General features: G+C 65.7%; 25 protein-coding genes and 1 pseudogene. 18 read left to right on the top strand and 8 right to left on the bottom strand.

What is annotated here, in order from left to right; all coding sequences use genetic code 11:
• The first annotated feature begins 6 nt into the window (after positions 1-6).
• From paaC to LOY42_RS12595, 8 genes and pseudogenes are all read left to right on the top strand, one after another.
• Positions 7-765, top strand: coding sequence for a 1,2-phenylacetyl-CoA epoxidase subunit PaaC (gene paaC, locus LOY42_RS12630; RefSeq protein WP_258600897.1), 759 nt, complete (start codon positions 7-9; stop codon positions 763-765).
• The gene (gene paaD, locus LOY42_RS12625) at positions 752-1,276 is read left to right on the top strand and encodes a 1,2-phenylacetyl-CoA epoxidase subunit PaaD (protein ID WP_102682042.1); all 525 of its coding nucleotides are present in this window, start codon (positions 752-754) and stop codon (positions 1,274-1,276) included. Before paaC ends, paaD begins: the two co-directional genes overlap by 14 nt.
• A gap of 15 nt (positions 1,277-1,291) precedes the next feature.
• Positions 1,292-2,368, top strand: a complete 1,077-nt coding sequence (gene paaE, locus LOY42_RS12620; RefSeq protein WP_198755399.1) for a 1,2-phenylacetyl-CoA epoxidase subunit PaaE — start codon at positions 1,292-1,294, stop codon at positions 2,366-2,368.
• Positions 2,369-2,491: 123 nt separating this feature from the next.
• The gene (locus LOY42_RS12615) at positions 2,492-2,800 is read left to right on the top strand and encodes a DUF485 domain-containing protein (protein ID WP_258600894.1); all 309 of its coding nucleotides are present in this window, start codon (positions 2,492-2,494) and stop codon (positions 2,798-2,800) included.
• A pseudogene (locus LOY42_RS12610) lies at positions 2,791-4,359 on the top strand (cation acetate symporter); the annotation flags it as partial. The gene LOY42_RS12615 and the pseudogene LOY42_RS12610, both read left to right, overlap by 10 nt.
• Before the next feature lie 35 nt (positions 4,360-4,394).
• Positions 4,395-5,627 (top strand): OprD family porin, encoded by a 1,233-nt coding sequence (locus LOY42_RS12605; RefSeq protein WP_258600892.1) that lies wholly within the window; start codon positions 4,395-4,397, stop codon positions 5,625-5,627.
• Between the two features lie 24 nt (positions 5,628-5,651).
• Entirely contained in the window at positions 5,652-7,700 is a 2,049-nt protein-coding gene (gene paaZ, locus LOY42_RS12600; protein ID WP_258600890.1) for a phenylacetic acid degradation bifunctional protein PaaZ, read from the top strand.
• Between the two features lie 201 nt (positions 7,701-7,901).
• Positions 7,902-8,213: a hypothetical protein gene (locus LOY42_RS12595; RefSeq protein ID WP_102682048.1), complete on the top strand. Its 312-nt coding sequence runs from the start codon at positions 7,902-7,904 to the stop codon at positions 8,211-8,213.
• 17 nt (positions 8,214-8,230) lie between these two features.
• Here LOY42_RS12595 and LOY42_RS12590 read toward each other — a convergent pair whose 3' ends face one another.
• Positions 8,231-9,850 carry a hybrid sensor histidine kinase/response regulator gene (locus LOY42_RS12590; protein WP_258600888.1) on the bottom strand — a complete coding sequence of 540 codons (1,620 nt, stop codon included), beginning with the start codon at positions 9,848-9,850 and terminating at the stop codon, positions 8,231-8,233.
• 106 nt (positions 9,851-9,956) lie between these two features.
• Between LOY42_RS12590 and LOY42_RS12585 the strand changes: the two genes are divergently transcribed.
• Complete coding sequence (locus tag LOY42_RS12585) at positions 9,957-10,571, top strand: response regulator transcription factor (protein WP_102682050.1); 615 nt, start codon at positions 9,957-9,959, stop codon at positions 10,569-10,571.
• 146 nt (positions 10,572-10,717) lie between these two features.
• Positions 10,718-10,885 carry a hypothetical protein gene (locus LOY42_RS12580; RefSeq protein ID WP_177486026.1) on the top strand — a complete coding sequence of 56 codons (168 nt, stop codon included), beginning with the start codon at positions 10,718-10,720 and terminating at the stop codon, positions 10,883-10,885.
• Positions 10,886-10,970: 85 nt separating this feature from the next.
• On the opposite strand, the gene LOY42_RS12575 is transcribed toward LOY42_RS12580, so the two are convergent.
• From LOY42_RS12575 to LOY42_RS12555, 5 genes are all read right to left on the bottom strand, one after another.
• Positions 10,971-11,192 carry a DUF6555 family protein gene (locus LOY42_RS12575; protein ID WP_031316561.1) on the bottom strand — a complete coding sequence of 74 codons (222 nt, stop codon included), beginning with the start codon at positions 11,190-11,192 and terminating at the stop codon, positions 10,971-10,973.
• Positions 11,193-11,295: 103 nt separating this feature from the next.
• The gene (locus LOY42_RS12570; protein WP_102682051.1) at positions 11,296-11,505 is read right to left on the bottom strand and encodes a general stress protein; all 210 of its coding nucleotides are present in this window, start codon (positions 11,503-11,505) and stop codon (positions 11,296-11,298) included.
• Between the two features lie 257 nt (positions 11,506-11,762).
• Positions 11,763-12,314, bottom strand: a complete 552-nt coding sequence (locus tag LOY42_RS12565; RefSeq protein WP_102682052.1) for an ATP-dependent Clp protease proteolytic subunit — start codon at positions 12,312-12,314, stop codon at positions 11,763-11,765.
• Between the two features lie 14 nt (positions 12,315-12,328).
• Entirely contained in the window at positions 12,329-12,724 is a 396-nt protein-coding gene (locus LOY42_RS12560; protein ID WP_102682053.1) for a low affinity iron permease family protein, read from the bottom strand.
• A 13-nt stretch (positions 12,725-12,737) separates the two neighbouring features.
• On the bottom strand, positions 12,738-12,872 hold the full coding sequence (locus tag LOY42_RS12555; RefSeq protein ID WP_256659295.1) for a hypothetical protein: 135 nt from the start codon (positions 12,870-12,872) through the stop codon (positions 12,738-12,740).
• Between the two features lie 157 nt (positions 12,873-13,029).
• Here LOY42_RS12555 and LOY42_RS12550 point away from each other — a divergent pair, with 157 nt between their 5' ends.
• Genes LOY42_RS12550 through LOY42_RS12530 form a run of 5 tightly spaced genes read left to right on the top strand, consistent with a single transcriptional unit; the run spans position 13,030 to position 17,331 of the window.
• Complete coding sequence (locus LOY42_RS12550) at positions 13,030-13,947, top strand: DUF72 domain-containing protein (RefSeq protein ID WP_139671068.1); 918 nt, start codon at positions 13,030-13,032, stop codon at positions 13,945-13,947.
• Positions 13,944-14,717 carry an endonuclease/exonuclease/phosphatase family protein gene (locus tag LOY42_RS12545; protein WP_111532878.1) on the top strand — a complete coding sequence of 258 codons (774 nt, stop codon included), beginning with the start codon at positions 13,944-13,946 and terminating at the stop codon, positions 14,715-14,717. The genes LOY42_RS12550 and LOY42_RS12545 overlap by 4 nt, the downstream gene beginning before the upstream one ends.
• Positions 14,714-15,916 (top strand): cardiolipin synthase ClsB, encoded by a 1,203-nt coding sequence (gene clsB / locus LOY42_RS12540; protein WP_258600878.1) that lies wholly within the window; start codon positions 14,714-14,716, stop codon positions 15,914-15,916. The genes LOY42_RS12545 and clsB overlap by 4 nt, the downstream gene beginning before the upstream one ends.
• Positions 15,916-16,875: a lysylphosphatidylglycerol synthase domain-containing protein gene (locus LOY42_RS12535; protein ID WP_258600876.1), complete on the top strand. Its 960-nt coding sequence runs from the start codon at positions 15,916-15,918 to the stop codon at positions 16,873-16,875. The genes clsB and LOY42_RS12535 overlap by 1 nt, the downstream gene beginning before the upstream one ends.
• A gap of 27 nt (positions 16,876-16,902) precedes the next feature.
• The gene (locus LOY42_RS12530; RefSeq protein ID WP_139671076.1) at positions 16,903-17,331 is read left to right on the top strand and encodes a hypothetical protein; all 429 of its coding nucleotides are present in this window, start codon (positions 16,903-16,905) and stop codon (positions 17,329-17,331) included.
• 872 nt (positions 17,332-18,203) lie between these two features.
• On the opposite strand, the gene LOY42_RS12525 is transcribed toward LOY42_RS12530, so the two are convergent.
• Together LOY42_RS12525 and LOY42_RS12520 are read right to left on the bottom strand one after the other, a co-directional pair.
• Positions 18,204-18,434: a metallothionein gene (locus LOY42_RS12525; RefSeq protein ID WP_081941252.1), complete on the bottom strand. Its 231-nt coding sequence runs from the start codon at positions 18,432-18,434 to the stop codon at positions 18,204-18,206.
• On the bottom strand, positions 18,434-18,895 hold the full coding sequence (locus LOY42_RS12520) for a phosphotransferase system, HPr-related protein (protein ID WP_110704305.1): 462 nt from the start codon (positions 18,893-18,895) through the stop codon (positions 18,434-18,436). The genes LOY42_RS12525 and LOY42_RS12520 overlap by 1 nt, the downstream gene beginning before the upstream one ends.
• 157 nt (positions 18,896-19,052) lie before the next feature.
• On the opposite strand from LOY42_RS12520, the gene ligD reads away from it, so the two are divergent.
• The 3 genes from ligD to LOY42_RS12505 are packed head-to-tail and all read left to right on the top strand — an operon-like array spanning position 19,053 to position 23,330.
• Positions 19,053-21,518 (top strand): DNA ligase D, encoded by a 2,466-nt coding sequence (gene ligD, locus LOY42_RS12515; protein WP_258600874.1) that lies wholly within the window; start codon positions 19,053-19,055, stop codon positions 21,516-21,518.
• 19 nt (positions 21,519-21,537) lie between these two features.
• Positions 21,538-22,578: an acyl-CoA dehydrogenase gene (locus LOY42_RS12510; protein WP_110704300.1), complete on the top strand. Its 1,041-nt coding sequence runs from the start codon at positions 21,538-21,540 to the stop codon at positions 22,576-22,578.
• On the top strand, positions 22,575-23,330 hold the full coding sequence (locus LOY42_RS12505; protein WP_102685330.1) for a PIG-L deacetylase family protein: 756 nt from the start codon (positions 22,575-22,577) through the stop codon (positions 23,328-23,330). The genes LOY42_RS12510 and LOY42_RS12505 overlap by 4 nt, the downstream gene beginning before the upstream one ends.
• The last annotated feature ends 3 nt before the right edge of the window (positions 23,331-23,333 follow it).

Genomic DNA, 23,333 nt, shown 5'->3' with positions numbered 1-23,333 from the left:
CCCGCCATGCACAAGCAAGCACTTATCCAATACCTGCTGCTGCTCGGCGACAGCGCCCTGGTTCAGGGCCAGCGCCTGTGCGAGTGGTGCGGCAAGGCGCCGGCGCTGGAAGAAGAACTGGCACTGATGAACGTCGGCCTCGACCTGGTGGGCCAGGCGCGCAACTGGCTGGACTACGCCGCCGAACTGCTGGACGACGGCCGCGACGCCGATGCCCTGGCGTTCCGTCGCGACGAACGCGCCTACCGCAACCTGCTCCTGGTCGAGCAACCCAACGGCGACTACGCCGTGACCCTGCTCAAGCAGTTCCTGTACGACGCTTGGCACCACGCCACGCTTGAAGCGCTCAGCGCCTCGCGCGATGAACGTATCGCCGGCATCGCCGCCAAGGCCCTGAAAGAAGTCACCTATCACCTGCGCCGCTCCGGCGAATGGGTACAGCGCCTGGGGGGCGGCACGGAAGAAAGCCGCCGACGCATGCTCGAAGCCATCCCGGCCTTGTGGCGCTTCACGGTCGAACTGAGCGTGGCCAACGACGGTGAAGTCCAGCTGGCCAAAGCCGGTATCGGCGCCGACCCGGCGCAGATCGCCCAGCATTGGCTGAACACCGTCACGGCCATCTTCGCCTCGGTCGATCTGCCCCTGCCCAAGGCCGCCAGCCACTTCTACCTGGACGGGCGCAAGGGCCTGCACACCGAACACCTCGGCCTGCTGCTGGCTGAAATGCAGTTCCTGCCGCGAGCCTACCCCGATGCAACCTGGTGAGCTGATCGCTGGCGACCGGGGCGCCAGGGACTTGCGCGACGGCGACCTGAGCCGGGCCTGGGCGGTGCTGGCCGAGGTGATGGACCCGGAAGTACCGGTGGTCAGCGTGGTCGACTTAGGTGTTGTGCGCGACCTCGACTGGCGCGCCGGCCACCTGCACCTGGTGGTCACCCCGACCTACTCCGGCTGCCCGGCCACCGAGGTGATCGAGAGTGACATTCGCCAGGCCCTGGAACAGGCCGGCTTCGCGGAGCCGGCGCTGGAGCGTCGTCTCACCCCGGCGTGGAGCACCGACTGGATCAGTGCGCAAGGCCGTGAGCGGCTGCGCGCCTACGGTATCGCCCCACCCGAGGGCCGCGCCAACCTGCGTGGTGCGGCACCCAGCGTGTGTTGCCCGCAGTGCGGCAGCGCCGATACCGAACTGCTCAGCCAGTTCGGTTCCACCGCCTGCAAGGCCCTGTACCGCTGCCGCGCCTGCCTGGAACCGTTCGACTATTTCAAATGCCTTTGAGCCGTGGAGAACGCCATGAGCCAGTTTCACAGCCTGACCATCAAGCAAGTGCGCCAGGAGACCCGGGACGCGGTGTCCATCGCCTTCGACGTGCCCGCGCACCTGCGCGATGAGTTCCGTTTCACCCAGGGCCAGTACCTGGTCATGCGCACCCACCTGGATGACGAAGAGGTGCGCCGCTCCTACTCGATCTGCAGCGCGGTGCAGGACGACGAGCTGCGGGTCGCCGTCAAGCGCGTGCCGGGCGGTCGTTTCTCGGCCTTTGCCAACGAAATGCTCAAGGCCGGCCAGCAGCTCGAAGTGATGCCGCCCTCGGGCAGCTTCTTCGTGCCGCTGGAACCGACGCGCCGGGGCAACTACCTGGGCGTGGCCGCCGGCAGCGGCATCACTCCGATCCTGTCGCTGGTCGCCACCACGCTGGCCACTGAACCCAACAGCCGCTTCACCTTGCTGTACGGCAACCGCGCCAGCAACAGCGCGCTGTTCCGCGACCGCCTCGAGGACCTGAAGAACCGGTACCTCGAGCGCCTCAACCTGATTTTCGTGTTCAGCCGCGAGCAACAGGACGTCGACCTGTACAACGGCCGCATCGACGCCGACAAGTGCGGCCAGCTGTTCTCCCGCTGGCTCGACGTGGCCTCTCTCGATGCTGCCTTCATCTGCGGCCCCCAGGCCATGACCGAAACCGTGCGCGACAGCCTGCAGGCCAACGGCATGGACAAGGCGCGCATCCACTATGAACTGTTCGCCGCCGCCGGCAGCGAAGCTCGCCGCGAGGCCCGTGAAGCGGCCCGCGAGCTGGATTCGGCGGTCAGCCAGGTGACCGTGATCAGCGATGGCCGCGCCCTGGCCTTCGACCTGCCGCGCAACACCCACAGCGTGCTCGACGCCGGCAACGCCATCGGCGCCGAGCTGCCGTACTCGTGCAAGGCCGGGGTGTGCTCGACCTGCAAGTGCAAGGTGATCGAGGGCGAGGTGGAGATGGACAGCAACCATGCCCTGGAAGACTACGAAGTGGCCGCCGGGTATGTGCTGTCGTGCCAGACCTACCCGTTGAGCGACAAGGTGGTGCTCGACTTCGATCAGCTTTGAGACCGCATTGCCTTCATCGCTGGCAAGCCAGCTCCCACAAGCGCTGGCTTGCCAGCAATGAAGCCCTCGGCAACACACGCGTGACCTGAAAAAACAATTACAACAGCCAGAGAGAACGCTCCCATGACACCCGAACACCTTGAAACCATCAGCAAGCACCCCGCCTTCGTGCAACTGATCAAGCGCAAGCGCCGCCTCAACGGCTCACTGACCCTGACCATGCTCGCCGCCTACTACGGCTTCGTCCTGCTGGTGGCCTTCGCCCCCGGCGTGCTCGGCCAGTCCCTCAGCGGCGGCGTGACCAGCGTCGGCATGCTGGTTGGAGTGCTCATGGTGCTGCTGTCCTTTGCCCTCACCGGCATCTACATGCACCGCGCCAACCGCGTCATCGACCCGCTCAACGAAGTGGTCAAGCAGGAGTGCGCGCGATGAACTGGACCGCCATCTCGATGTTCCTGGTGTTCGTCTGCTTCACCTTGCTGGTGACTCGCTGGGCCGCCCTGCGCACCCGCTCGGCCAGCGACTTCTACACCGCCGGCGGCGGCCTCACCGGCATGCAGAACGGCCTGGCGATCGCCGGCGACATGATCAGCGCCGCGTCCTTCCTGGGCATCTCGGCGATGATGTTCATGAACGGCTACGACGGCCTGCTGTATGCCCTGGGCGTGCTGGCCGGCTGGCCGATCATCCTGTTCCTGATCGCCGAACGCCTGCGCAACCTGGGCAAGTACACCTTCGCCGACGTCGTCTCGTACCGCCTGGCCCAGGCTCCGGTGCGCCTGACCTCGGCCTTCGGCACCCTGGCCGTGGCGCTGATGTACCTGGTGGCGCAGATGGTCGGCGCCGGCAAGCTGATCGAGCTGCTGTTCGGCATCAGCTACCTGTACGCGGTGATGCTGGTGGGTGCGCTGATGGTGCTGTACGTCACCTTCGGCGGCATGCTCGCCACCACCTGGGTGCAGATCATCAAGGCGGTGATGCTGCTCTGCGGCACGACCTTCATGGCATTCATGGTGCTCAGGCATTTCGGCTTCAGCACCGAGGCGATGTTCGCCAGCGCCGTGGCCGTGCACGCCAAGGGCCAGGCGATCATGGCGCCGGGCGCGCTGCTGTCCAATCCGGTGGACGCCATTTCCCTGGGCCTGGGCATGATGTTCGGCACTGCCGGCCTGCCGCATATCCTCATGCGCTTCTTCACCGTCAGCGACGCCAAGGAAGCGCGCAAGAGCGTGTTCTACGCCACCGGTTTCATCGGCTACTTCTATTTGCTGCTGATCGTCATCGGCTTCGGCGCCATCGTCATGGTCGGCACCGAGCCGTCCTACCGCGACGCCACGGGGGCGATCATCGGCGGCGGCAACATGGTCGCGGTGCACCTGGCCCAGGCGGTGGGCGGCAACCTGTTCCTCGGTTTCATCTCGGCGGTGGCCTTCGCCACCATCCTCGCCGTGGTCGCGGGCCTTGCGCTGTCCGGCGCCTCGGCGGTGTCCCACGACCTGTACGCCTGCGTGGTGCGCAAGGGCCAGGCCAGCGAGCAGGAAGAAATGCGCGTATCGCGCCTGGCCACCCTGGGGATAGGCCTGTTCGCGGTGCTGCTGGGGCTGCTGTTCGAGTCGCAGAACATCGCCTTCCTCTCCGGCCTGGTGCTGGCGGTGGCCGCCTCGGTCAACTTCCCGGTGCTGCTGCTCTCGATGTTCTGGAAGGGCCTGACCACCCGTGGCGCCGTGGGCGGCAGCCTGGCCGGGCTGGTCTCGGCGATCGTGCTGGTGGTGCTGGGGCCGGCGGTGTGGGTCAACGTGCTGCACAACGAACGGGCGCTGTTCCCCTACAGCAACCCGGCGCTGTTCTCCATGTCGCTGGCCTTCCTCGCGGCCTGGGCCTTCTCGGTTACCGACAGCTCGGAACAAGCGCGCGAAGAGCGTGGGCGCTACCTGGCCCAGTTCATCCGCTCCATGACCGGTATCGGCGCCGCCGGTGCCAGCAAGCACTGACCTCAAGAACAATAACAATGTCGGGTACAACAACAATGAACCGCACGCACCTCAAGTCAGCCGCCTGGCTGGCCACCCTCGCCCTGCCCTTGCCGGCCATGGCGGACTTTATCGCTGACAGTCACGCCCGCCTCGAACTGCGCAACCACTACCTCAACCGTGACTTCCGCCAGAGCAACGCCCCGCAGAGCAAGGCCGAAGAATGGGGCCAGGGCTTCACCGCCCGCTTCGAATCGGGTTTCACCGAGGGGCCGGTTGGTGTCGGGGTGGACGCCATGGGCCAACTGGGCATCAAGCTCGACTCCAGCCGCGACCGACGCAACACCGGCCTGCTGCCCTACGGACCGAACAGCCTGGAGCCGGTGGATGACTACAGCGAGCTGGGCCTGACCGCCAAGCTGCGGGTCTCCAAGAGCACCCTGCGCCTGGGCACGCTGCAACCGATCCTGCCGGTGGTGGTGTACAACGATACCCGCCTGCTGGCCTCGACCTTCCAGGGCGGCCTGCTGACCAGCCAGGAACTGGACGGCCTGACCTTCAACGGCGGCCGCCTGACCAAGGCCAACCTGCGCGACTCGTCCGGGCGCGATGATATCGGCTACGGCGCCGCCAGCAGCGACCACTTCGACTTCGGCGGCGGCAGCTACGCCATCACTCCGCAGGCCAGCGTCAGCTACTACTACGCCAAGCTCGAGGACATCTACCGCCAGCAATATGTGGGTTTTGTGCATACCCAACCCTTGGCCGAGGGCGTCAGCCTGCGCAGCGACCTGCGCTACTTCGACAGCCGCGGCGACGGCGCCGAGCGCGCGGGCAAGATCGACAACCGCAACTTCAACGCCATGTTCACCCTGGGCGTGAAGGCCCACAAGTTCACCGCCACCTGGCAGCAGATGTCCGGCGACAGCGCCTTCCCGTTCCTCAACGGCGGCGACCCGTACACCGTCAACCTGGTCACCTACAACACCTTCACCCGCGCCGGGCTCGACTCCTGGCAGCTGCGCTACGACTACGACTTCGTGGCGCAGGGCATCCCCGGGCTGAGTTTCATGACCCGCTACACAGACGGCCGCCACGCCGAAACCACCACGGTCAACAATGGCCGCGAGCGTGAACGCGACACCGACATCACCTACGTGATCCAGAGCGGTCCGTTCAAGGACGTCAGCCTGCGCTGGCGCAACGTTACCTTCCGCTCCGGCAATGGCCTGACCAATGCCGTGGACGAAAATCGCCTGATCATCGGCTACACCCTGGCGCTCTGGTAAGCGCGCCCTTCAAAGGAGAACAGCATGTCCGCCGCCCCTACCCTGCAAAGCTTCATCGCCGGCCGCTGGATCGGCCAGCACGGCGCCCAGGCCCTGCGCAGCGCCCTCGACGGTCACGTTCTGGCCTACAGCCACGAGGAACGCCCGGACTTCGCCGAGGCCGTGGACTTTGCCCGCGCCCAGGGCCTGAAGCAGCTACTGGCCATGGATTTCCAGCAGCGCGCCGCCCGCCTCAAGGCCCTGGCGCTGTACCTGGCCGAGCGCAAGGAGCAGCTCTACGCCCTGTCCCATCACAGCGGCGCCACCCGCACCGACAGCTGGATCGACATCGAAGGCGGCAACGCTACGCTGTTCGCCTATTCGAGCATGGGCCGCCGCGAGCTGCCGTCGGGCAACCTGGTGCACGAAGGTCCGGCGATCCCCCTGGGCAAGCAAGGCCATTTCGCCGGCAGCCATATCCTGGTGCCGCGTGCGGGCGTGGCCGTGCATATCAACGCCTTCAACTTCCCGATCTGGGGGATGCTGGAGAAGTTCGCCCCGACCTTCCTGGCCGGCATGCCGTGCATCGTCAAGCCTGCCACGTCCACCAGCTACCTGACCGAGGCCGTGGTACGCCTGATGAACGAGTCGGGCCTGCTGCCGGCCGGCAGCCTGCAACTGGTGATCGGCAGCACCGGTGACCTGCTCGAGCGCCTGCAGGGGCAGGACGTGGTGACTTTCACCGGCTCCGCCGACACCGCAGCTAAGCTGCGCGTCACCCCGAACCTGATCCGCAACTCGGTGCCCTTCACCGCCGAGGCCGACTCGCTGAACTGCGCCATCCTTGGCCCGGACGTGAGCCCTGACAGCGAGGAGTTCGAGCTGTACATCAAGGAAGTGGCGCGGGAAATGACCACCAAGGCCGGGCAGAAATGCACGGCGATCCGCCGCGCCATCGTCCCCGCCAGGCACATCGACGCGGTGGCCACTCGCCTGCGCGAACGGCTGCGCAAGGTAGTGGTGGGCGATCCTTCGGTGGAGGGCGTGCGCATGGGGGCGCTGGCCTCCCATGACCAGCAGCGTGATGTCGCCGAGCGCGTGCGCCAGTTGCTGGCCACCTGCGAGCAGTTGCTGGGCGCCAGTGACGGTTTCACCCCGGTCGGCGATGGCGTGGCCGAGGGGGCATTCTGCGCCCCGACCCTGCTGCTGGCCCGCGACCCGCATGCCGAGGGCGGTGCCCATGATATCGAAGCGTTCGGCCCGGTCAGCACGCTGATGGCCTACGACGACCTCGACGAGGCCTTGGCCCTGGCCGCCCGCGGCAAGGGCAGCCTGGTGGCGAGCCTGGTCACCGCCGACCGCGGCGTGGCGGCCAAGGCCATCCCGGTGGCTGCGGCCTGGCACGGGCGGCTGCTGGTACTCGACAGCGAGGCGGCCAAGGAATCCACCGGGCATGGCTCACCGTTGCCACAGCTCAAGCACGGCGGCCCCGGCCGTGCCGGCGGCGGCGAGGAGCTGGGCGGCCTGCGCGCGGTCAAGCACTACCTGCAGCGAGCCGCGGTGCAAGGCTCGCCGAGCATGCTGATGGCGGTGACCGGCGAGTACGTGCGCGGGGCCGAGGTGATCGAAACCGAGGTGCACCCGTTCCGCCGCCATTTCGATGACTTGCGCATCGGCGAGTCGCTGCTGACCCACCGGCGCACAGTGACCGAGGCCGACCTGGTCAACTTCGGCTGCCTGTCGGGCGATCACTTCTACATGCACTTCGACGAGATCGCCGCCAAACAGTCGCAGTTCGGCAAGCGCATCGCCCACGGCTACTTCGTGCTGTCGGCGGCCGCCGGATTGTTCGTCAGCCCCGGCGAAGGGCCGGTGCTGGCCAACTACGGGCTGGACACGCTGCGCTTCATCACCCCGGTGGGCATCGGCGACACCATCCAGGCGCGCCTGACCTGCAAGCGCAAGATCGACCAGGGCAAGACCAGCCCTCAGGGGCAGGCGCAAGGCGTGGTGGCCTGGGATGTGGAAGTGACCAACCAGTTGGGTGAGCTGGTGGCCAGTTATGACATTCTGACCTTGGTGCTCAAGCGCTGACTGCGAGTGGGCGGCGAGATGCCTGCATGCAGTCAGATGGCAGGCATCCCGCAACCCAATCAAGGCAAAATGCCACCTCGCACATCCGCCCTACATCGCGCAACGTTTCCCTGGCGCTATAGTCGGTCCAGCGTTCCACCGCCAGCCCCCTTCCTGGCGGCGCGGGCGCCGTACCGAGAACAATGCCAAGGAAGCAACGCGATGATCCTCAAGTCCTTCCCCTTCAAGTCCCTCGTCCTGCTCAGCGCCCTTGCCGCCGTGGCCGGCTGCCAGACCGCCAGCCCCAGTGCCGACACCCTCAAGCAACGCACCGAGGTCACCCTGGGCGTGCCCGTGAGCAAGGTCAGCAACCTGCGCAGCGACTCCAACACCACCTACTTCACCGCCAGCACCAGCAAGGGCCAGTACGACTGCCAGGTGCCCAGCGGCGGCCTGGTGGCCGTGGCCGGCATGGGTATCTACACGCCATCCCCCACCTGCTGGAAAGAAGGCCAGGCGCCGGTCTTCCAGTGAGGGTCGAGGGCGCCGGCCTAGACGACCGGCGCCGCCACGCTCTCACGCAAACCGCGCAGCGCCGCACGCAGCTCCGCCGGGCGCACCGGCTTGGCCAGTACCGCGATACCCCTTGCCTGCAGGGCGCCCTGCAGCCTGTCGAGATCATGGCCCGTCATGATCAGCGCCGGCACTTCGGCGCCGCGTTGCGCGCGCAACTGGTCGATGCAGTCGATGCCGGTGGCCTGCGGGCCGAGGTCGTAGTCGGCAACGATCACATCGCAGTCACTGGCCAGGCCAAAGGGCGAGCTCTCGGCCTGCACCTCGCACCCCCAGCGTTGCAGCAGGGCACTGGTGGCCTGCAGGACGTTATGGTCATCCTCCACCAGGCACACCCGCAAACCGGTGAGCATGCCTGCCTGCACGGCCTGGTCGGCAACGGCCCGTGGCACTTGTGCCGGCACCTTGGGCAGCCCTTGCAAGGTCAGCGTGGTGCCATGTCCCTGGCGCGAGCGCAGGCTGACCGCCAAACCCATCAGTTGCCCCAGGCGCTTGACGATGGCCAGCCCCAGGCCGACGCCCTCGACGTCCTTGTCACGCGCCTCGCGCACCCGGTAGAACTCTTCGAACACGCGGCCCTGGTGCTCTTCGGCAATGCCCCGGCCCTGGTCGCAGACGACGATGGCCAGGCCCTCGCCGCGTGGCCGCACGCCGATCAGCAACGGGCGCCCGGCGGCATACTTGAAGCTGTTCGACAGCACGTTCTGCACCATGGTCGCGAGCATCCCCGGGTCGGCGCGTGTCCAGTGGCGGCTGGGCACCAGGCGCATCTCGACCCCGGCCCAGCGCGCCGCCTCACTGTTCTGGCGCAACAACTCGCGCAGGAAACCATCCACGGCGAAGGTTTCCCACTTGGGCTGCACCCGGCCGTTGTCCAGGGTGTACAGGTCGAGGATCGAACGGAACAACTGCGAAACGTTGAGCAGCGAGCGATCAATGCTGTCCACCAGGCGCCGCTCCTCCTCGCCCAGCCGCGCTTCGCGCAGGCAGGCGGTGAACAGGCCGATGGAGTGGATCGGCTGGCGCAGGTCGTGACTGGCCTGGGCCAGGAAGCGCGATTTCTCGCGGGTCGCCGCCTCGGCCAGGGCTGTGGCCTTGCGCGTGCGCTCCAGCAGCAGGTGGGCATAAAACGGAATCAGGGTGCTGGTGGTCAGCAGCATCGGCAGCAGGAACGGCTGTTCCTGCCAATAGGGGGTCAGTTGCCACACCACAACCAGCGCGGCCAGGGCCAGCACGGTGGCGATGGCCAGGTAGCGCGAGCCGAAGCGCATGCCGTTGCCCAGGTTGATCCAGACCATCACTGCATACAGCGGCAGCGCGGTTTCACCGCCAACCACCAGGCCGAAACTGGTGCCGGTGTAATCGCCCAGCATGCCGAAGATGCGCCGCGCTGGGTAGTGTCCCGGCCAACGCTTGATCGCCTGGCGCATGCCGATCGACACCACCACGAACCCCGCGTAGTAGAGCAGCACCGGCAGGTAGGTGGCGGGCGAGCGGCCCGGCAGGAAACCCAGCAACGCCACGTAGGTGATCGCACAAGAGGCGACGATGATGCGCAGGTTGGCCTGGTCCAGCTCGTTGTTCTTCTCGAACTTCATGGGTAACGTCCTTGTGCGCCAGTCGGCATTTGCGGCACGCTGCGTGGGAAAAAACCGCAGGTGACTGCTAAATTAGCATGTGTCGGCTGACAGGGAGTTCCACGACGTGAGTTGCCGCATCATCGTGGCGGATGACCATCCGCTGTTCAGGGAGGCCATGGTCAACACCGTACGGCGCATCCTGCCCGAGGCGCGCCTGGAGGAAGCTGGCAGCCTCGCTGACGTGCTCAGGCTGGCCGCCATGGGCGAGACGCCCGACACCCTGATCCTCGACCTGCGCTTCCCCGGCCTCACCTGCATCGGCCGCCTCGCCGAGCTGCGCCGACAATTGCAGCGCACCACGCTGATCGTTGTATCGATGGTCGACGACCCGCAGGTGATCTGCGAAGTCATGGCCGCCGGCGTCGATGGCTTCATCGGCAAGAGCGTCAGCCCCGAGGCGATCGGCGCCGCCATCCTTGCCATTCGCGACGGCGAAGTGGTGGTCGACTACGCCCCCAGCGGATTGTTACCGCATCTCGATGCCCCCAGCGAGCTGGAACAGCTCACTCACCGCCAACAGGACGTACTGCGCCTGATCGCCCAGGGCAAGACCAACAAGGAGATCGCCCGGGCGCTGGACATCTCGCCATTCACCGTGCGCATCCATGTGTCGTCGCTGCTCAAGACCCTCAATGTGCCGACCCGCACGGCCGCCGCGGTGAAATATTCCGGAAACTGAGCGACCGCTGGTCGGCGCACAGTGGCATGCAATCGACCCTTCAAGCGCTTTGCAACCTCCTAATCCATGAGGGTGGCGATGTTCACTCCTGTGTTCGGCCTGCCCGAGCGTGGGCCGTTTTTTCACGCTGAGGAGAGGATGACGACATGAGCACGAAACACTGGATGGGTGGTGGCGATGTGCAGAGCGACTGGCCGGAACTCGAGCCAGACCGACGCAACGATCAGGCCGACGACCCGGATTCCGACCCCGACCTGACCGAGGAAGAGAACCGTCCCGGGGTACCGGCCAGCGATCCGGAGTCAGGCACCTGAGTGTGCATGGCAGTGTGAGAGCGGGCCAGGCCCGCTCTCACACTGATGCGCATATCGACGATTTTCTGCAACCATCCGCGCCGGCTCACACCCGCCAGCGCACTTCGGTGATCCCATGCCGTTCGGCCATGGGCCGGCTGACTTTCTTGATGCGCTCGCGTCCGAACTTCGGAATGATCCCCAAACCCGCGTCGCAACTCGCCCAATGCCAGGCCTCGGCATTGTCCATGTGTTCCTGGCGGATGATGAAACGCCGTGGCTGACCATGCAGCAGGTATTCGATGGTAAACAACTGGGGACTTGGCATTGACGCAGGCCCTCCTCTTCTCCATGGATGACTTTCTGACAGATCACGTTGTTCCATGAAAATTCAAAAAATGTCCGACAACAGCAAGAGAGGGCCCGCAAGGTTACGAACCGCTGGCGTTCCCGTGGCTGTTGCGGCCACCTTTGCGACCGGCCTCGGAGGCGCGGGCGCGGTCATTGGCGAAGTTGCCGCCTGAGTTGCGGCCGCCCTTCTGGCCCGCCCGGGAGGCCCTTTCACGGTCGTTGGCGAAGTTGCCGGGATTGGTCTGCTTGGTGCCGCCGCGTTGTCCGGTCTGATCCTGGTCACGAGCCATGACGTTTCTCCTTTACGCTAGGTTGGACGTGCCGCGCGAAGATGCCGTGCACTCAATTACGAACAGGGGCGCAGGCCAACGGCTCATTTGGTGTGCCAGGGTTCTGACCGACGGCACTTATCCGCCAGGCCAAGCACGAAGGAGACGCCCCATGCACCACGCTTGCCTGCAACTGGCCCTCGGACACTTGCCCTGGGGAACCTGCGCTAGGCCCCGGCCATCGCCCTGGCCGGCTGCGGGGCCAGTGCCGCCACGGCTCAGGCATGGACGCTCCACTGTACGGCATCGGCCTCGATCGGCAGCTCGTCCACGGCCTGGATCATCCCGCAGGTGAGCGCTTCCTGGGGCCCCAGGATTCGCGGATAGGCCATCAGGTAGCGCGGCACATCGAGCCGCTCGCTCGCACCCTCGGTGCGCTCGGCGACGATCTGCGCATACAGGCGCAGGTCATAGTCCAGGCTCATGGCGTACTCGGCCATCCGTGCATGGTCCACCGAGCCATGCAGGGTCCAGTGGAACGGGTGGAACAGAAACTTGCTGAAGGCGCAGGCGGTGCGGTGACTGCCTGCCAGGAACAGGATGTTGCCCATCGATTCGACCGTGCCCAGGTTGTGGGTGTGCACCGGCACCGGCAGTGAACGCAGGAAGTTGTACAGGGTGAAACCGTAGCTGCATTCGCCGCCCATGGTGGCGATGTTGATCTGCAGCACCTCTGCGCCCTGCTGCAACGCCTTGGAACAGGTGTTGATGAGGTTGCCGCAGGTCGCGGAATTGATCGGGCCGGTGTAGTGGATGATGTGTCTGGCCATGCCGTCCTCCAGGGTCAGTCAGGGGTGTCCTTGGCCGGTGCATCGTTGCCCGGCGCCGCTTGGTCGTGCTCGCCCAGTTGCTGGTACTGCTTGCGCAGCGCATGCAGTTCGGCCGGCCCCATGTCCTCGAGGTCGAGCAGGGCCTTGTGCGCCCGCTGGGTGGTGCGCAGCAGTTCGTCGACCTTGATGTGCAGTTCGTCGTTGTCGCGGTTCTGGGTGTTCTGGATCAGGAACACCATGAGGAAGGTGATGATGGTGGTCGAGGTGTTGATCACCAGTTGCCAAGTGTCGTTGAAATCGAACAGCGGTCCGCTCACGCCCCAAAGGATGATCAGCAGCAATGCCACGGCAAAGGTCAGTGGACGTCCGCTGCGGTTGGCCAGCCATTGGGCGAAACGATCGAATTTCATGGCTAGCGCTCCTTCAGGCCGGCTGCCGGGTTTCTCCGGGCAGGCCCTCGATGTCAGGGTCGTCCGGGAGCACGTCGGGTTCTTCGTCGTCTGCCTCGGTCGGTGCTGGCGGCGCCTGCACTTCCCCCGGTTCTGTCTCGCTGTTCATCGGCATTGCCTCCATTGGCTGCTTCCCTCTGCGGTGGAGGGCCGCAAGGCAGGTAAAGTTCCGGGTTTTGCGTCACTGGCCACTCGTCATTCCTGGTGAACCCTGACGCCGCGATGCCGGTCGCTAGTCAAGAGTGCACGAACGAAAGGGAGCCCTCGTGAGCGAGATCCGCATTGGTATTTCCGGTTGGCGCTATGGCCCATGGCGCAAGGACTTCTACCCCAAGGGTCTGCGCCAGGACGATGAGCTGGCATTCGCCTCTCGGGCGGTGAACAGCATCGAGATCAATGGCTCGTTCTACGCGTTGCAGACCCCCGAGCGCTACCGCCAGTGGCGCGATGAAACACCTGAAGGATTCGTCTTCTCGGTCAAGGCGCCGCGCTACATCACCCATGTGCGACGGCTGCGCGACATCGACGAGCCGCTGGCCAATTTCTTTGCCTCCGGGCCATTGCTGCTGGGCGACAAGCTGGGGCCGTTCCTCTGGCAGTTTCCCCCGAGCATGAAGTTCGACGCCCAGCGCTTCAGCGCTTTCCTCGACCTGCTGCCCCGCGATCGCAAGGCTGCGCGCGCCTGTGCCCGGCACGCGGCCGTACGCCTGCAGGTCAATGGTGGTACTGCCATCCGTGGCAATGCGCACTTGCGCCATGCCGTGGAGATCCGCCATCCGAGCTTCCTCTGCGACACCTTCATCAACCTGCTGCGCAAGCACAAGGTCGCGCTGGTGGTTGCCGACAGCGCCGGCAAATGGCCCTGTGTCGAGGAAGTCACGGCCGATTTCGTCTACCTGCGCCTGCATGGCGATGTCGAGCTCTACAGCAGCGGCTACACCGCCAGCGCGCTGCGTCGCTGGCGCCTGCGCATCCAGGCCTGGGCCGCGGGCGGCCAGCCGGAGGATGCCCAGCGCGTCATCCGTCGTGCCCCGGTCAAGCGCGCCTCCCGGGATGTGTATTGCTACTTCGACAACGATCAGAAGGTGCATGCCCCCTACGATGCGCGTCGCCTGCTGGGCAAGCTTGGCCTGGACGGCGAACTGGTGACCGAACCTGGCGTCGAGCCGCAGGAGTCACTATGAACGGCACCCTACCCGCCCCTGACCGCATCATCGACAAGGTCGCGGCCGTGCACCGCCTGACGGTGCTGACCCTCAACGTGCACAAGGGTTTCACCCTGTTCAACCGCCGCTTCATCCTGCCGGAGCTGCGCGAGGCGGTGCGCGCCACCGGCGCCGACCTGGTGTTCCTGCAGGAAGTGCATGGCAGCCACCAACGGCATGCCGAGCGCCATCCGGCCTGGCCGCAGACCCCGCAGTACGAATTTCTTGCCGACAGCATGTGGCCGCAGTTCGCCTACGGACGTAATGCGGTCTACCCCCATGGCGACCATGGCAACGCGCTGCTGTCCAAGTTCCCGATCCGCGCCTATGACAACCTTGACGTGTCGATTCACGGCAATGAAGAGCGCGGCTTGTTGCACTGCCAGCTTGAAGTGCCCGGTCATGAGCAGGTGCACGCGATCTGTGTGCACCTGGGCCTGCGCGAGGACCACCGCCAGCGTCAGGTCGACCTGCTGCTGACCTTGCTCGAGCGCCTGCCACCGGACGATCCGGTCATTGTCGCCGGTGACTTCAACGACTGGCGGCTGAAGGCCGATGCGCGGCTGTCGGTGTCGCTGGTCGAAGCCTTCGGCAGGCCGGCGCGCAGCTTTCCCGCGCGCCTGCCGCTGCTGCGCCTGGACCGCATCTACCTGCGCAATGCCCAGGCATGCGAGGCACGGGTGTTGTCGAGGTACCCGTGGTCCCACCTTTCCGACCATGCCCCGCTGGTAGCGCAGGTGACGCTATGAAGCAGACCTGGAGCGATGGCAACCACGTCGAACTGCTGATCAATGGCGAGCAGTACTACCCGCGCGTGTTCGAGGCGATCGCCCAAGCGCGGGAGGAGATCCTCCTGGAAACGTTCATCATCTACGACGACAAGGTCGGCCAGCCGCTGCGCCTGGCGCTTATCGACGCGGCGCGGCGCGGCGTGCGGGTGGAAGTGGCGGTTGACGGCTACGGCACCGCCGACCTGCCTGACGGGTTCATTGCCTCGATGACCGAGGCCGGGGTGCGCTTCCATGCATTCGACCCGCAGCCGCGCCTGGCCGGCATGCGCACCAACCTGTTCCGGCGTCTGCACCGCAAGATCCTGGTGATCGACGGCCAGCGCGCGTTCATTGGCGGTATCAACTACAGTGCCGATCATCTCGGCGACTTCGGCCCGCAGGCCAAGCAGGACTACGCCGTGGAAGTCACAGGCCCGGTAGTGGCCCAGGTGCACGCCTCCAGCTGCCGGATGCTCGCCCCCGTGCTGGGTGACCCAAGCGCGGTCGTGCCGGGCGGTGACGTCGCAGGTTCGGCCAGCGCCGTACTGGTGGAACGCGACAACCGCCGCCATCGCACCGACATCGAGGCGTGCTACCTGCAAGTCTTCCGTGAAGCTCAGCAACGCATCGTCGTGGCCAACGCCTATTTCTTTCCCGGCTACCGCTTGCTGCGCGAGCTGCGCAATGCTGCCCGGCGCGGCGTTGCGGTGACCCTGATCCTCCAGGGGCAACCGGACATGCGTTGGGTACGCGCCCTGTCGCGGCTGCTCTACAACTACCTGTTGCGCGACAATGTGCAGATCCATGAGTACTGCCAGCGCCCGTTGCACGGCAAGGTGGCACTGGTGGACGACGAGTGGTCCACTGTGGGCTCGAGCAACCTCGACCCGCTGAGCCTGTCGTTCAACCTCGAAGCCAACCTGATGATCCGCGACTGCGCCTTCAACGATGGCCTGTACCGCCACCTGAGCGAACTGACCGCCGCGCATTGCAAGCGCGTGACCCTGGAACGCATGGTGCGTGGCTACTGGTGGCGCGCGCCGCTGATATTCCTGGGCTTTCACATCACCCGCTACTTCCCGCGCATCGCCGGCTGGTTCCCCGCGCACCGGCAGCGCCTGCAGTCGCTGCAGGCGGACAGCGAAGCGCCGGCGGACTTCAACGGGGGCAAGACCTGATGGCCAAGCCACGCTGGCAGACCTGGGGCATGCGCCTGCTCACCCTGCTGTTCCTGGTGCTGATCCCGGTGCTGCTGTTCACCCTGGCACGCAACCTGGACTGGAACGAGGTGCACCAGTCGCTGCTGGCCTATCGACCTTCCACCCTGGTCCTTGGCCTGTTGCTGGCCCTGTGCAGCTACCTGGTGTTCGCCAGCTACGACCTGCTCGCCCGCGCCTACACCGGTCACCGGTTGCCAGCCCGTCAGGTGCTGCCGGTGGCGTTTGTCTGCTACGCGTTCAATCTCAATTTCACCACCTGGGTCGGCGGCGTGGCACTGCGCTACCGCCTGTACAGCCGGCTGGGGCTGGACACCGCGACCATCACCCGCATCCTCACCCTGGGTCTGTTGACCAACTGGATGGGCTATTTGCTGCTGGCCGGCACGGTGTTCGCCCTGGGCCTGGTGAAGTTGCCGGCAAGCTGGGCGGTGGGGGCCGGCGGCTTGCGCCTGATCGGTGTGCTGATGGTGGCGGTCGCGGCGAGCTACCTGCTCGCCTGTGCATTTGCCAAGCGACGCACATGGCATCTGCGCGGGCATGAAGTGACCCTGCCGAGCCTGCGCCTGGCGTTGTGCCAAGTGGCGCTGGGCGCGAGCAACTGGGCGTTGATGGCGGCGCTGATCCACCTGCTGCTGCCGCCTGCGCTGTTCTATCCCTCGGTACTGGGGGTGTTGCTGATCAGTTGCGTGGCAGGGGTAGTGGCGCATATTCCTGCCGGGCTGGGGGTGCTGGAGGCGGTGTTCCTTGCCCTGCTGCACGGACAGTTGGGCCAGGGCACGCTGGTGGCCGCATTGCTGGGGTATCGGACGCTGTACTACCTGATCCCGCTGTTGCTGGCGGTGATTACCTACCTGATCCTGGAGAAGCGCGCCAAGGCCCTGCGCCGACAGGCCGAGCCAGCCCTGGACAAGCACTGAGGGCCCCACGGGCCCGGGAGGTTCGTCATGCGGTTCATTGTGTGTGTGGCATTGTTGGGCTGCCTGCTCAGCGGGCAGGTGCTGGCCGAGGGCTGCGACGTGGTCACCCGCTCGTCCAGCGAGGCGGTCAAGCCGGTGCAGCAGCATACCTGCTACAGCTACGGCAACATGCCGGCTGAAGCGATCGCCTGGTCGTGCAGCAACGAGAGCAAGGAGATGCTCAACAGCCAGAAACGCAAGGTCGAGCGTTGCGCTGATGGCAGCGTGGGCAGCTGCATCGCCCCGCTGACCCAGGAAACCCTGGCCAATCCTGATGCCGCAGGGCGCGGCGAGCCCTCGACACGGCCGGCCGTGCCCAAGGATGCGCGGATTATCACCTACTACTACGACACCCCAAGCCTGGGGCAGGCGCGCAGTGATTGCGAACGTAACAATGGGATCTGGCAGACGCATTGACGCGAATGGCCGTTGCCGCTGCCGCTGCCGATCAGGAGTCTACCCCCGAAGCCTGCTAGCGACAGCTGCGCCAGTGCAGGCGCCGCCCGTAACTTCGCGACTTCAGGAGGCCGAACGCAGGCCTTGCGGAGGGAGGTGACGGGCATGGATGCCCGTCAAGCGCTGCGCCCCAGGATGGGGCGTTCAGCGCGGTCCTCCCGGGAGCAAGGCCGGAGAGAGGGGACCCGGAGCGAAGCGGAGGGCCGGATGAATGGAGCGCAGCGTTTTTTGGTTACTTTTTGTCGCGTTTGACAAAAAGTGACTCGCCGGGTGGCGAAAGGGTGAATAAGCGTCATTATAGCAAATGAATGCGCTTACAACTGTAAAAACCCACGCCAACCGCATTTGACTTTGACTTTGACTTTGACTTTGACTTTGACTTTGACTTTGACTTTGACTTACACAGCGTGTGTCTTGAAAGTTATACGCACATTCATTTGCTATGGTGACGCATAATCACCTTTCCGCCCTTACGGCGGGTCCCTTTTTGAAGGATCAAAAAGGAACCAAAAAATCCTCGCTCCATTCATCCGGCCCCTACGCTTCGCTCCGGGGTCCCCTCACTCCGGCCTTGCTCCCGGGAGGACCGCGCTGAACGCCCCATCCTGGGGCGCAGCGCTTGACGGGCATCCATGCCCGTCACCTCCCTCCGCAAGACCTCCGTTCGGCCTCCTGAAGTCGCAATTTGTGTCGCCTGAACTATCGCGCACTTAGAAGCAAAAGCAGAGCAAGAGCAAGAGTTGAAGGCTTTAGTGTGGTGAAGGTATGTAATTTTAGTGGCCAGCAGCCCTATCGTCGAATTAATTAATGACAGGGCTGCTGTATATTGAATATCAAGGTGAAATAGGATCGCTCGCCGGAAAAGTCTCATCCAACGCGTTATCGACATTACTCTCTTTCGGCTGACTCACCTCCCCACATTTGCAATCCCCCATGCGACAAGGCTCACCATTACGGTGCCCCGTCGCACACGCTTCGCAGCAGTACGCCTTGCCATCCTGGACCACGGCATTGGCATCCACGGTGCAGGAACAGTGGTTGCAGGAACAACGTTGCTCGTTCATCAGCGTTCTCTCCGCTCGTCTTCAGGGGTGAGCTCGTCGGTCCATGGCTCGCCGTCCAACGGCGCCGAGCGGGCCAGTTCGGCCTCGTCCAGGCCGATGCCGCCACCGATCTCGTGCGCCTCGACATGACGCAGGGTCTGGTCCGCCGGGCCGCCTGCCGTACCCGGCTCATGCGGATCGCGCGCACCGGTCTCGTCCAGCAGCGTGTCAGGGCTCAGGTCGTCGAGGGTGACATTGTCCTCGTGCAGGCTGTCACTCAGCGCCTCGCCACCGGTCATGCCACTTTCGGCAACGCGTCTGGGTGGATACTCCTCTTCCACCTCCCGCGCCGGTCGTTCGTCGCCAATCCGGCCCTGGCGCTCATCGCGGCGCTCGCTGAAATCCAGTTCATGGACACTGCCCATGCGGTCTTGCGTGTCGTCGATCTCGACTGCCGGTTTAGGGTCTCTGGGAATGGGCATGATCGCTCTCCGATTTGTGGGCTCATTCGGTCGACTCCCCCTGCCAGTCAATGATTCAGAGTTTCTGCAGGCAGCACCTGCCCACGCTTTTTTTGAACTCCGCCCAGCCCCCTCGTCTCCCAACCTAGAGACCCCGCGAACCGTTTCGGAGCCCGCCATGGCCAAGCCCCTGCTGGAGTACCAGCGCAAGCGCGACTTCAACGCCACGCCCGAGCCTGCCGGCAAGCGCGGCCGCACGGGCAAGGCCCATGCCTTGCAGTTCTGCATCCAGAAACACGACGCCAGCCACCTGCACTACGACTTTCGCCTGGAACTCGATGGCACCTTGAAAAGCTGGGCCATTCCCAAGGGCCCCTCGCTCGACCCCAAGGTCCGCCGCCTGGCGGTGCATGTGGAGGATCACCCGCTGGACTACGCCGACTTCGAAGGCAATATCCCCGAAGGCCACTACGGTGCCGGTGACGTGATCGTCTGGGATCGCGGTATCTGGGAGCCCGAGGGCGATCCACGCCAGGCCTACGCCAAGGGCAAGCTGCGTTTTCGCCTGCAGGGCGAGAAACTGTCGGGCGTCTGGAACCTGTTCCGCACCCACCTGGCCGGCAAGAAGGAGCAGTGGATGCTGGTCAAGTCCCACGATGGCCAGGCCCGCAGCGAAACCGACTACAGCATTGTCGAAGCCTTGCCGGACAGTGTGCTGAGCGACCGTACACTGCTGCCGCGCCGGCCGGCGAAAACAGCCACTGCCAACAAACGCAAGGCCAACCCCGTCGCCCTGCCGGACAAGCTCCAGCCGCAACTCGCCACCCTGGTCGATTCGCCGCCCAGCGGTGACTGGCACTACGAGGTCAAGTTCGACGGCTACCGCATCCTCGCCCGCATCGAAGGCGAGGATGTGCGCCTGTTCACCCGCAATGGCCACGACTGGAGTGCGAAGATGCCGCGTCAGGTCGAGGCCTTGAAAGCGCTGGGGCTTGATTCGGCCTGGCTCGATGGCGAGATGGTGGTGGTCGACGAACAGGGTGTGGCCGACTTCCAGGCTTTGCAGAACGCCTTCGACACCGAGCACGACGAACGCATCACCTATTACCTGTTCGACCTGCCGTACCTGGGTGGCGAGGACCTTCGCCCGCTACCCCTGCAGGCGCGACGTGCCACCCTGGCCCGACTGCTGGAAAACACGCCGTCGGACCTCCTCAAGTTCTCCGCAGACTTCACCGAGCCTGTCGACTCGCTGCTCGACAGCGCCTGCCGCCTCAAGCTCGAAGGCCTGATCGGCAAGCGCGCCGACAGCCCCTACGTGGGCCGGCGCAGCAGTGATTGGGTCAAGCTCAAGTGCCAGCAGCGCCAGGAGTTCGTGATCGTCGGCTACACCGACCCCAAAGGCAGCCGCAACGGCTTCGGCGCCCTGCTGCTGGCCCTGCACGACACCGACAGCGGCCAGCTGCGCTATGCCGGCAAGGTCGGCACCGGTTTCAGCGCCACCACGCTGGACAGCCTGCATGCGCGTCTCAAGCCCCTGGAAATAAACAAGCCGGCCTTGCCCAAGCCGCCCCGCGGCGCCGACACCCGTGGCGTGCACTGGCTCAAGCCGCAACTGCTGGCCGAAGTCGCCTACGCCCAGATGACACGCGAAGGCATCGTGCGCCACTCGGTGTTCCACGGCCTGCGCGACGACAAACCCGCCACCGCCATCGACCTGGAGCGAGCCATGCCCGCCAAGCGCGCCGCGCAGCCCCCCGCCAAGGCCCTCGGCAGCCTGCGCCTGACCCACCCCGACCGCGTGGTCGACGCCAGCACCGGCACCACCAAGCGCCAGGTCGCCGAGTACTACGCCCAGGTCGCCGACTGGCTGCTGCCGCAGCTCAAGGACCGCCCCGTGGCGCTGGTGCGCGCACCGGACGGACTGGGTGGCGAACTGTTCTTCCAGAAGAATGCCGGCCAGCTGCACATCCCGGCGGTGCGCAGCTACAGCAAGGCGCAGGCCGGCCAGGCGGCGATGGTGCTCAACCGCGCCGACAGCCTGTTGGGCGCGGTGCAGATGAACATGCTCGAACTGCACACCTGGAATGCCACCGACAAGGATTTCGACAAGCCCGACCGCTTCGTCCTCGACCTCGACCCCGATCCGGCACTGCCCTGGAAAGCCATGCTCGAAGCGACCCAACTGACCCTCACCCTGCTCGATGAGCTGGGCCTGAAGGTGTTCCTCAAGACCAGTGGCGGCAAGGGCATGCACCTGGTGGTGCCGCTGACCCGCCGCGCCGGTTGGGACGAAGTGAAGGACTTCAGCCATGCCCTCGTCGAGCATATGGCGGGCCTGTTCCCGGAGCGGCTCAGCGCCGTCTCCGGGCCCCGTAACCGGGTCGGGCGGATCTTCATCGACTACCTGCGCAACGGCAAGGGCGCCACAACGGTCGCGGCGTATTCGCTGCGTGCCCGCGAGGGGCTGCCGGTGTCGGTGCCGATCTGGCGCGAAGAGCTGACCCAGCTCAAAGGCGCCAACCAGTGGCACATCGGCAATCTGCAGGCGCGGCTGGCCGAGGTGGACGACCCTTGGGCGGACATGGCCAAGACCCGGCAGTCCATCACCGTGCGCATGCGCAAACAGCTGGGCATTGACTGAGGCCAAGGGGAACGTATTCATGAGCATCATCCAGGACTTCGACCTGACCAACCTCGACCGCCTGCTGCGCCGCTTCGGCGCCCGACCGCAGGCCATCGACCTCGACACCTTGCTGCCGGAGCTGCTGCAGGCCATGCAGGCCGACCACCTCGACCTGTTGCCCCTGCCCGGCCAGGGCCAGACCCTCAAGCGCTGGCAGACGCTCGCGCGGGTAGCCGGTTGCGACCTGACCCTGGCCAAACTCTATGAAGGCCATACCGATGCCTTGGCGATCCTGGCCGAATGCGGTGCGGCCCACCACGCCCAGGACGGGATCTGGGGCGTGTGGGCCGCAGAGCCGCCGGATGCCCGTGCCCGTATCGTCGAACGGCACGACGGGCAGGTACGTCTGCAAGGGCGCAAGGCCTGGTGCTCGGGCGCGCTGCAGATCGACCGGGCACTGATAACTGCATGGGAGAATGACCAACCGCAGCTGGTGGCCATCGAGTTGTCGCACCCCAGCCAGCGCATCCAGGCCGACCAGTGGCAGGCGGTGGGCATGGCCACCACCACCAGCGTCAGCATCGAATTCGACGACACGCCCGGGCTGGCCGTCGGCCTGCCCGGCCAGTACCTGGCACGTCCTGGTTTCTGGCATGGCGGCGCCGGCATCGCCGCGTGCTGGTACGGCGCGGCCGAGGCCTTGGCCGACTACCTGCGCGAGCATTGCCGCATGCCTCGGCCCGATCCGCACGCCGATGCCCATCTGGGAGCGGTGGATGCCGCCTTGTACGGCGCCCGCGCCGCGCTTCGCGAATGCGCCGCCTGGATCGACCAGCAGCCCCATGCCGACGCCAGCTTCGAAGTGCGCCGCGCCCGCGCCCAGGTCGAACAGGCGGTCGAGCAGGTGATCCGCCATGTCGGCAGGGCGCTGGGTGCCACGCCCTTCTGTCGCAGCAGTCATTTCGCCCGGCTCAGCGCCGACCTGCCGGTCTACCTGCGCCAGAGCCATGCCGAACGCGATCTGGCCGAACTGGGCAGGCAAGTGACCGGCATGCCGGCGGGAGCCTGGCAGCTATGAGCGAGAACCGTATCCAGGCGGCTGCCGGCACCCCTTGGCGCGACTGGCAGCAATCCGCGCACCTGGCCCGCGCCAAGTGGCTCAAGCCCGAACAGCTCTGTCCCCCCGGCCGGCGCCTGGTGTTGCTGGCCCCCCACCCGGACGATGAAATCCTCATGGCCGGCGGACTGCTGGCCGGTTTCCACGGGCGCGAGCAGGACCTGGTGCTGATTTCCGCCACCAACGGCGAAGGCAGCCATCCCCATTCCGCCCACTGGACCGAGCACCGTCTGCGCCACCAGCGCCCCCAGGAAAGCCGGCACGCCCTGCAACAGCTTGATCTGGACCTCAACCGCCTGGACTGGCGGCGCCTGAACCTCAAGGACGGCGCCCTGCCCCGCGATGAAGCGTTCCTGGCCAACTACCTGGAGCAACTGCTCGAACCGGATGACCTGCTGCTGACCACCTGGCGCGGTGACGGCCACTGCGACCACGAGGCGGCCGGCCGCGCTGCTGCCCAGGCGGCCCAGGCACGCCGGGTACAACTGGCCGAGGTCCCGGTGTGGGCGTGGCATTGGGCAACGCCCGATGACCCGCGCCTGCCCTGGCCCCAGGCCCATCGGGTACAGCTCGACGACACCCGCCTGGCGCGCAAACGCCAGGCCTTGGCCGCCCACGCCAGCCAGTTGCAGCCAGACGGGGAGCATCCGCCGGTGCTGCCCGTCACCCTGCAGACCTGCCTGTTGCAGCCTTTCGAACTGGTCTTCCTGTAATGG

The sequence above is a fragment of the Pseudomonas sp. B21-023 genome, from assembly GCF_024749165.1.
Taxonomy (GTDB): Bacteria; Pseudomonadota; Gammaproteobacteria; order Pseudomonadales; family Pseudomonadaceae; genus Aquipseudomonas.
This window is presented reverse-complemented; position numbering and strand designations above follow the sequence as displayed.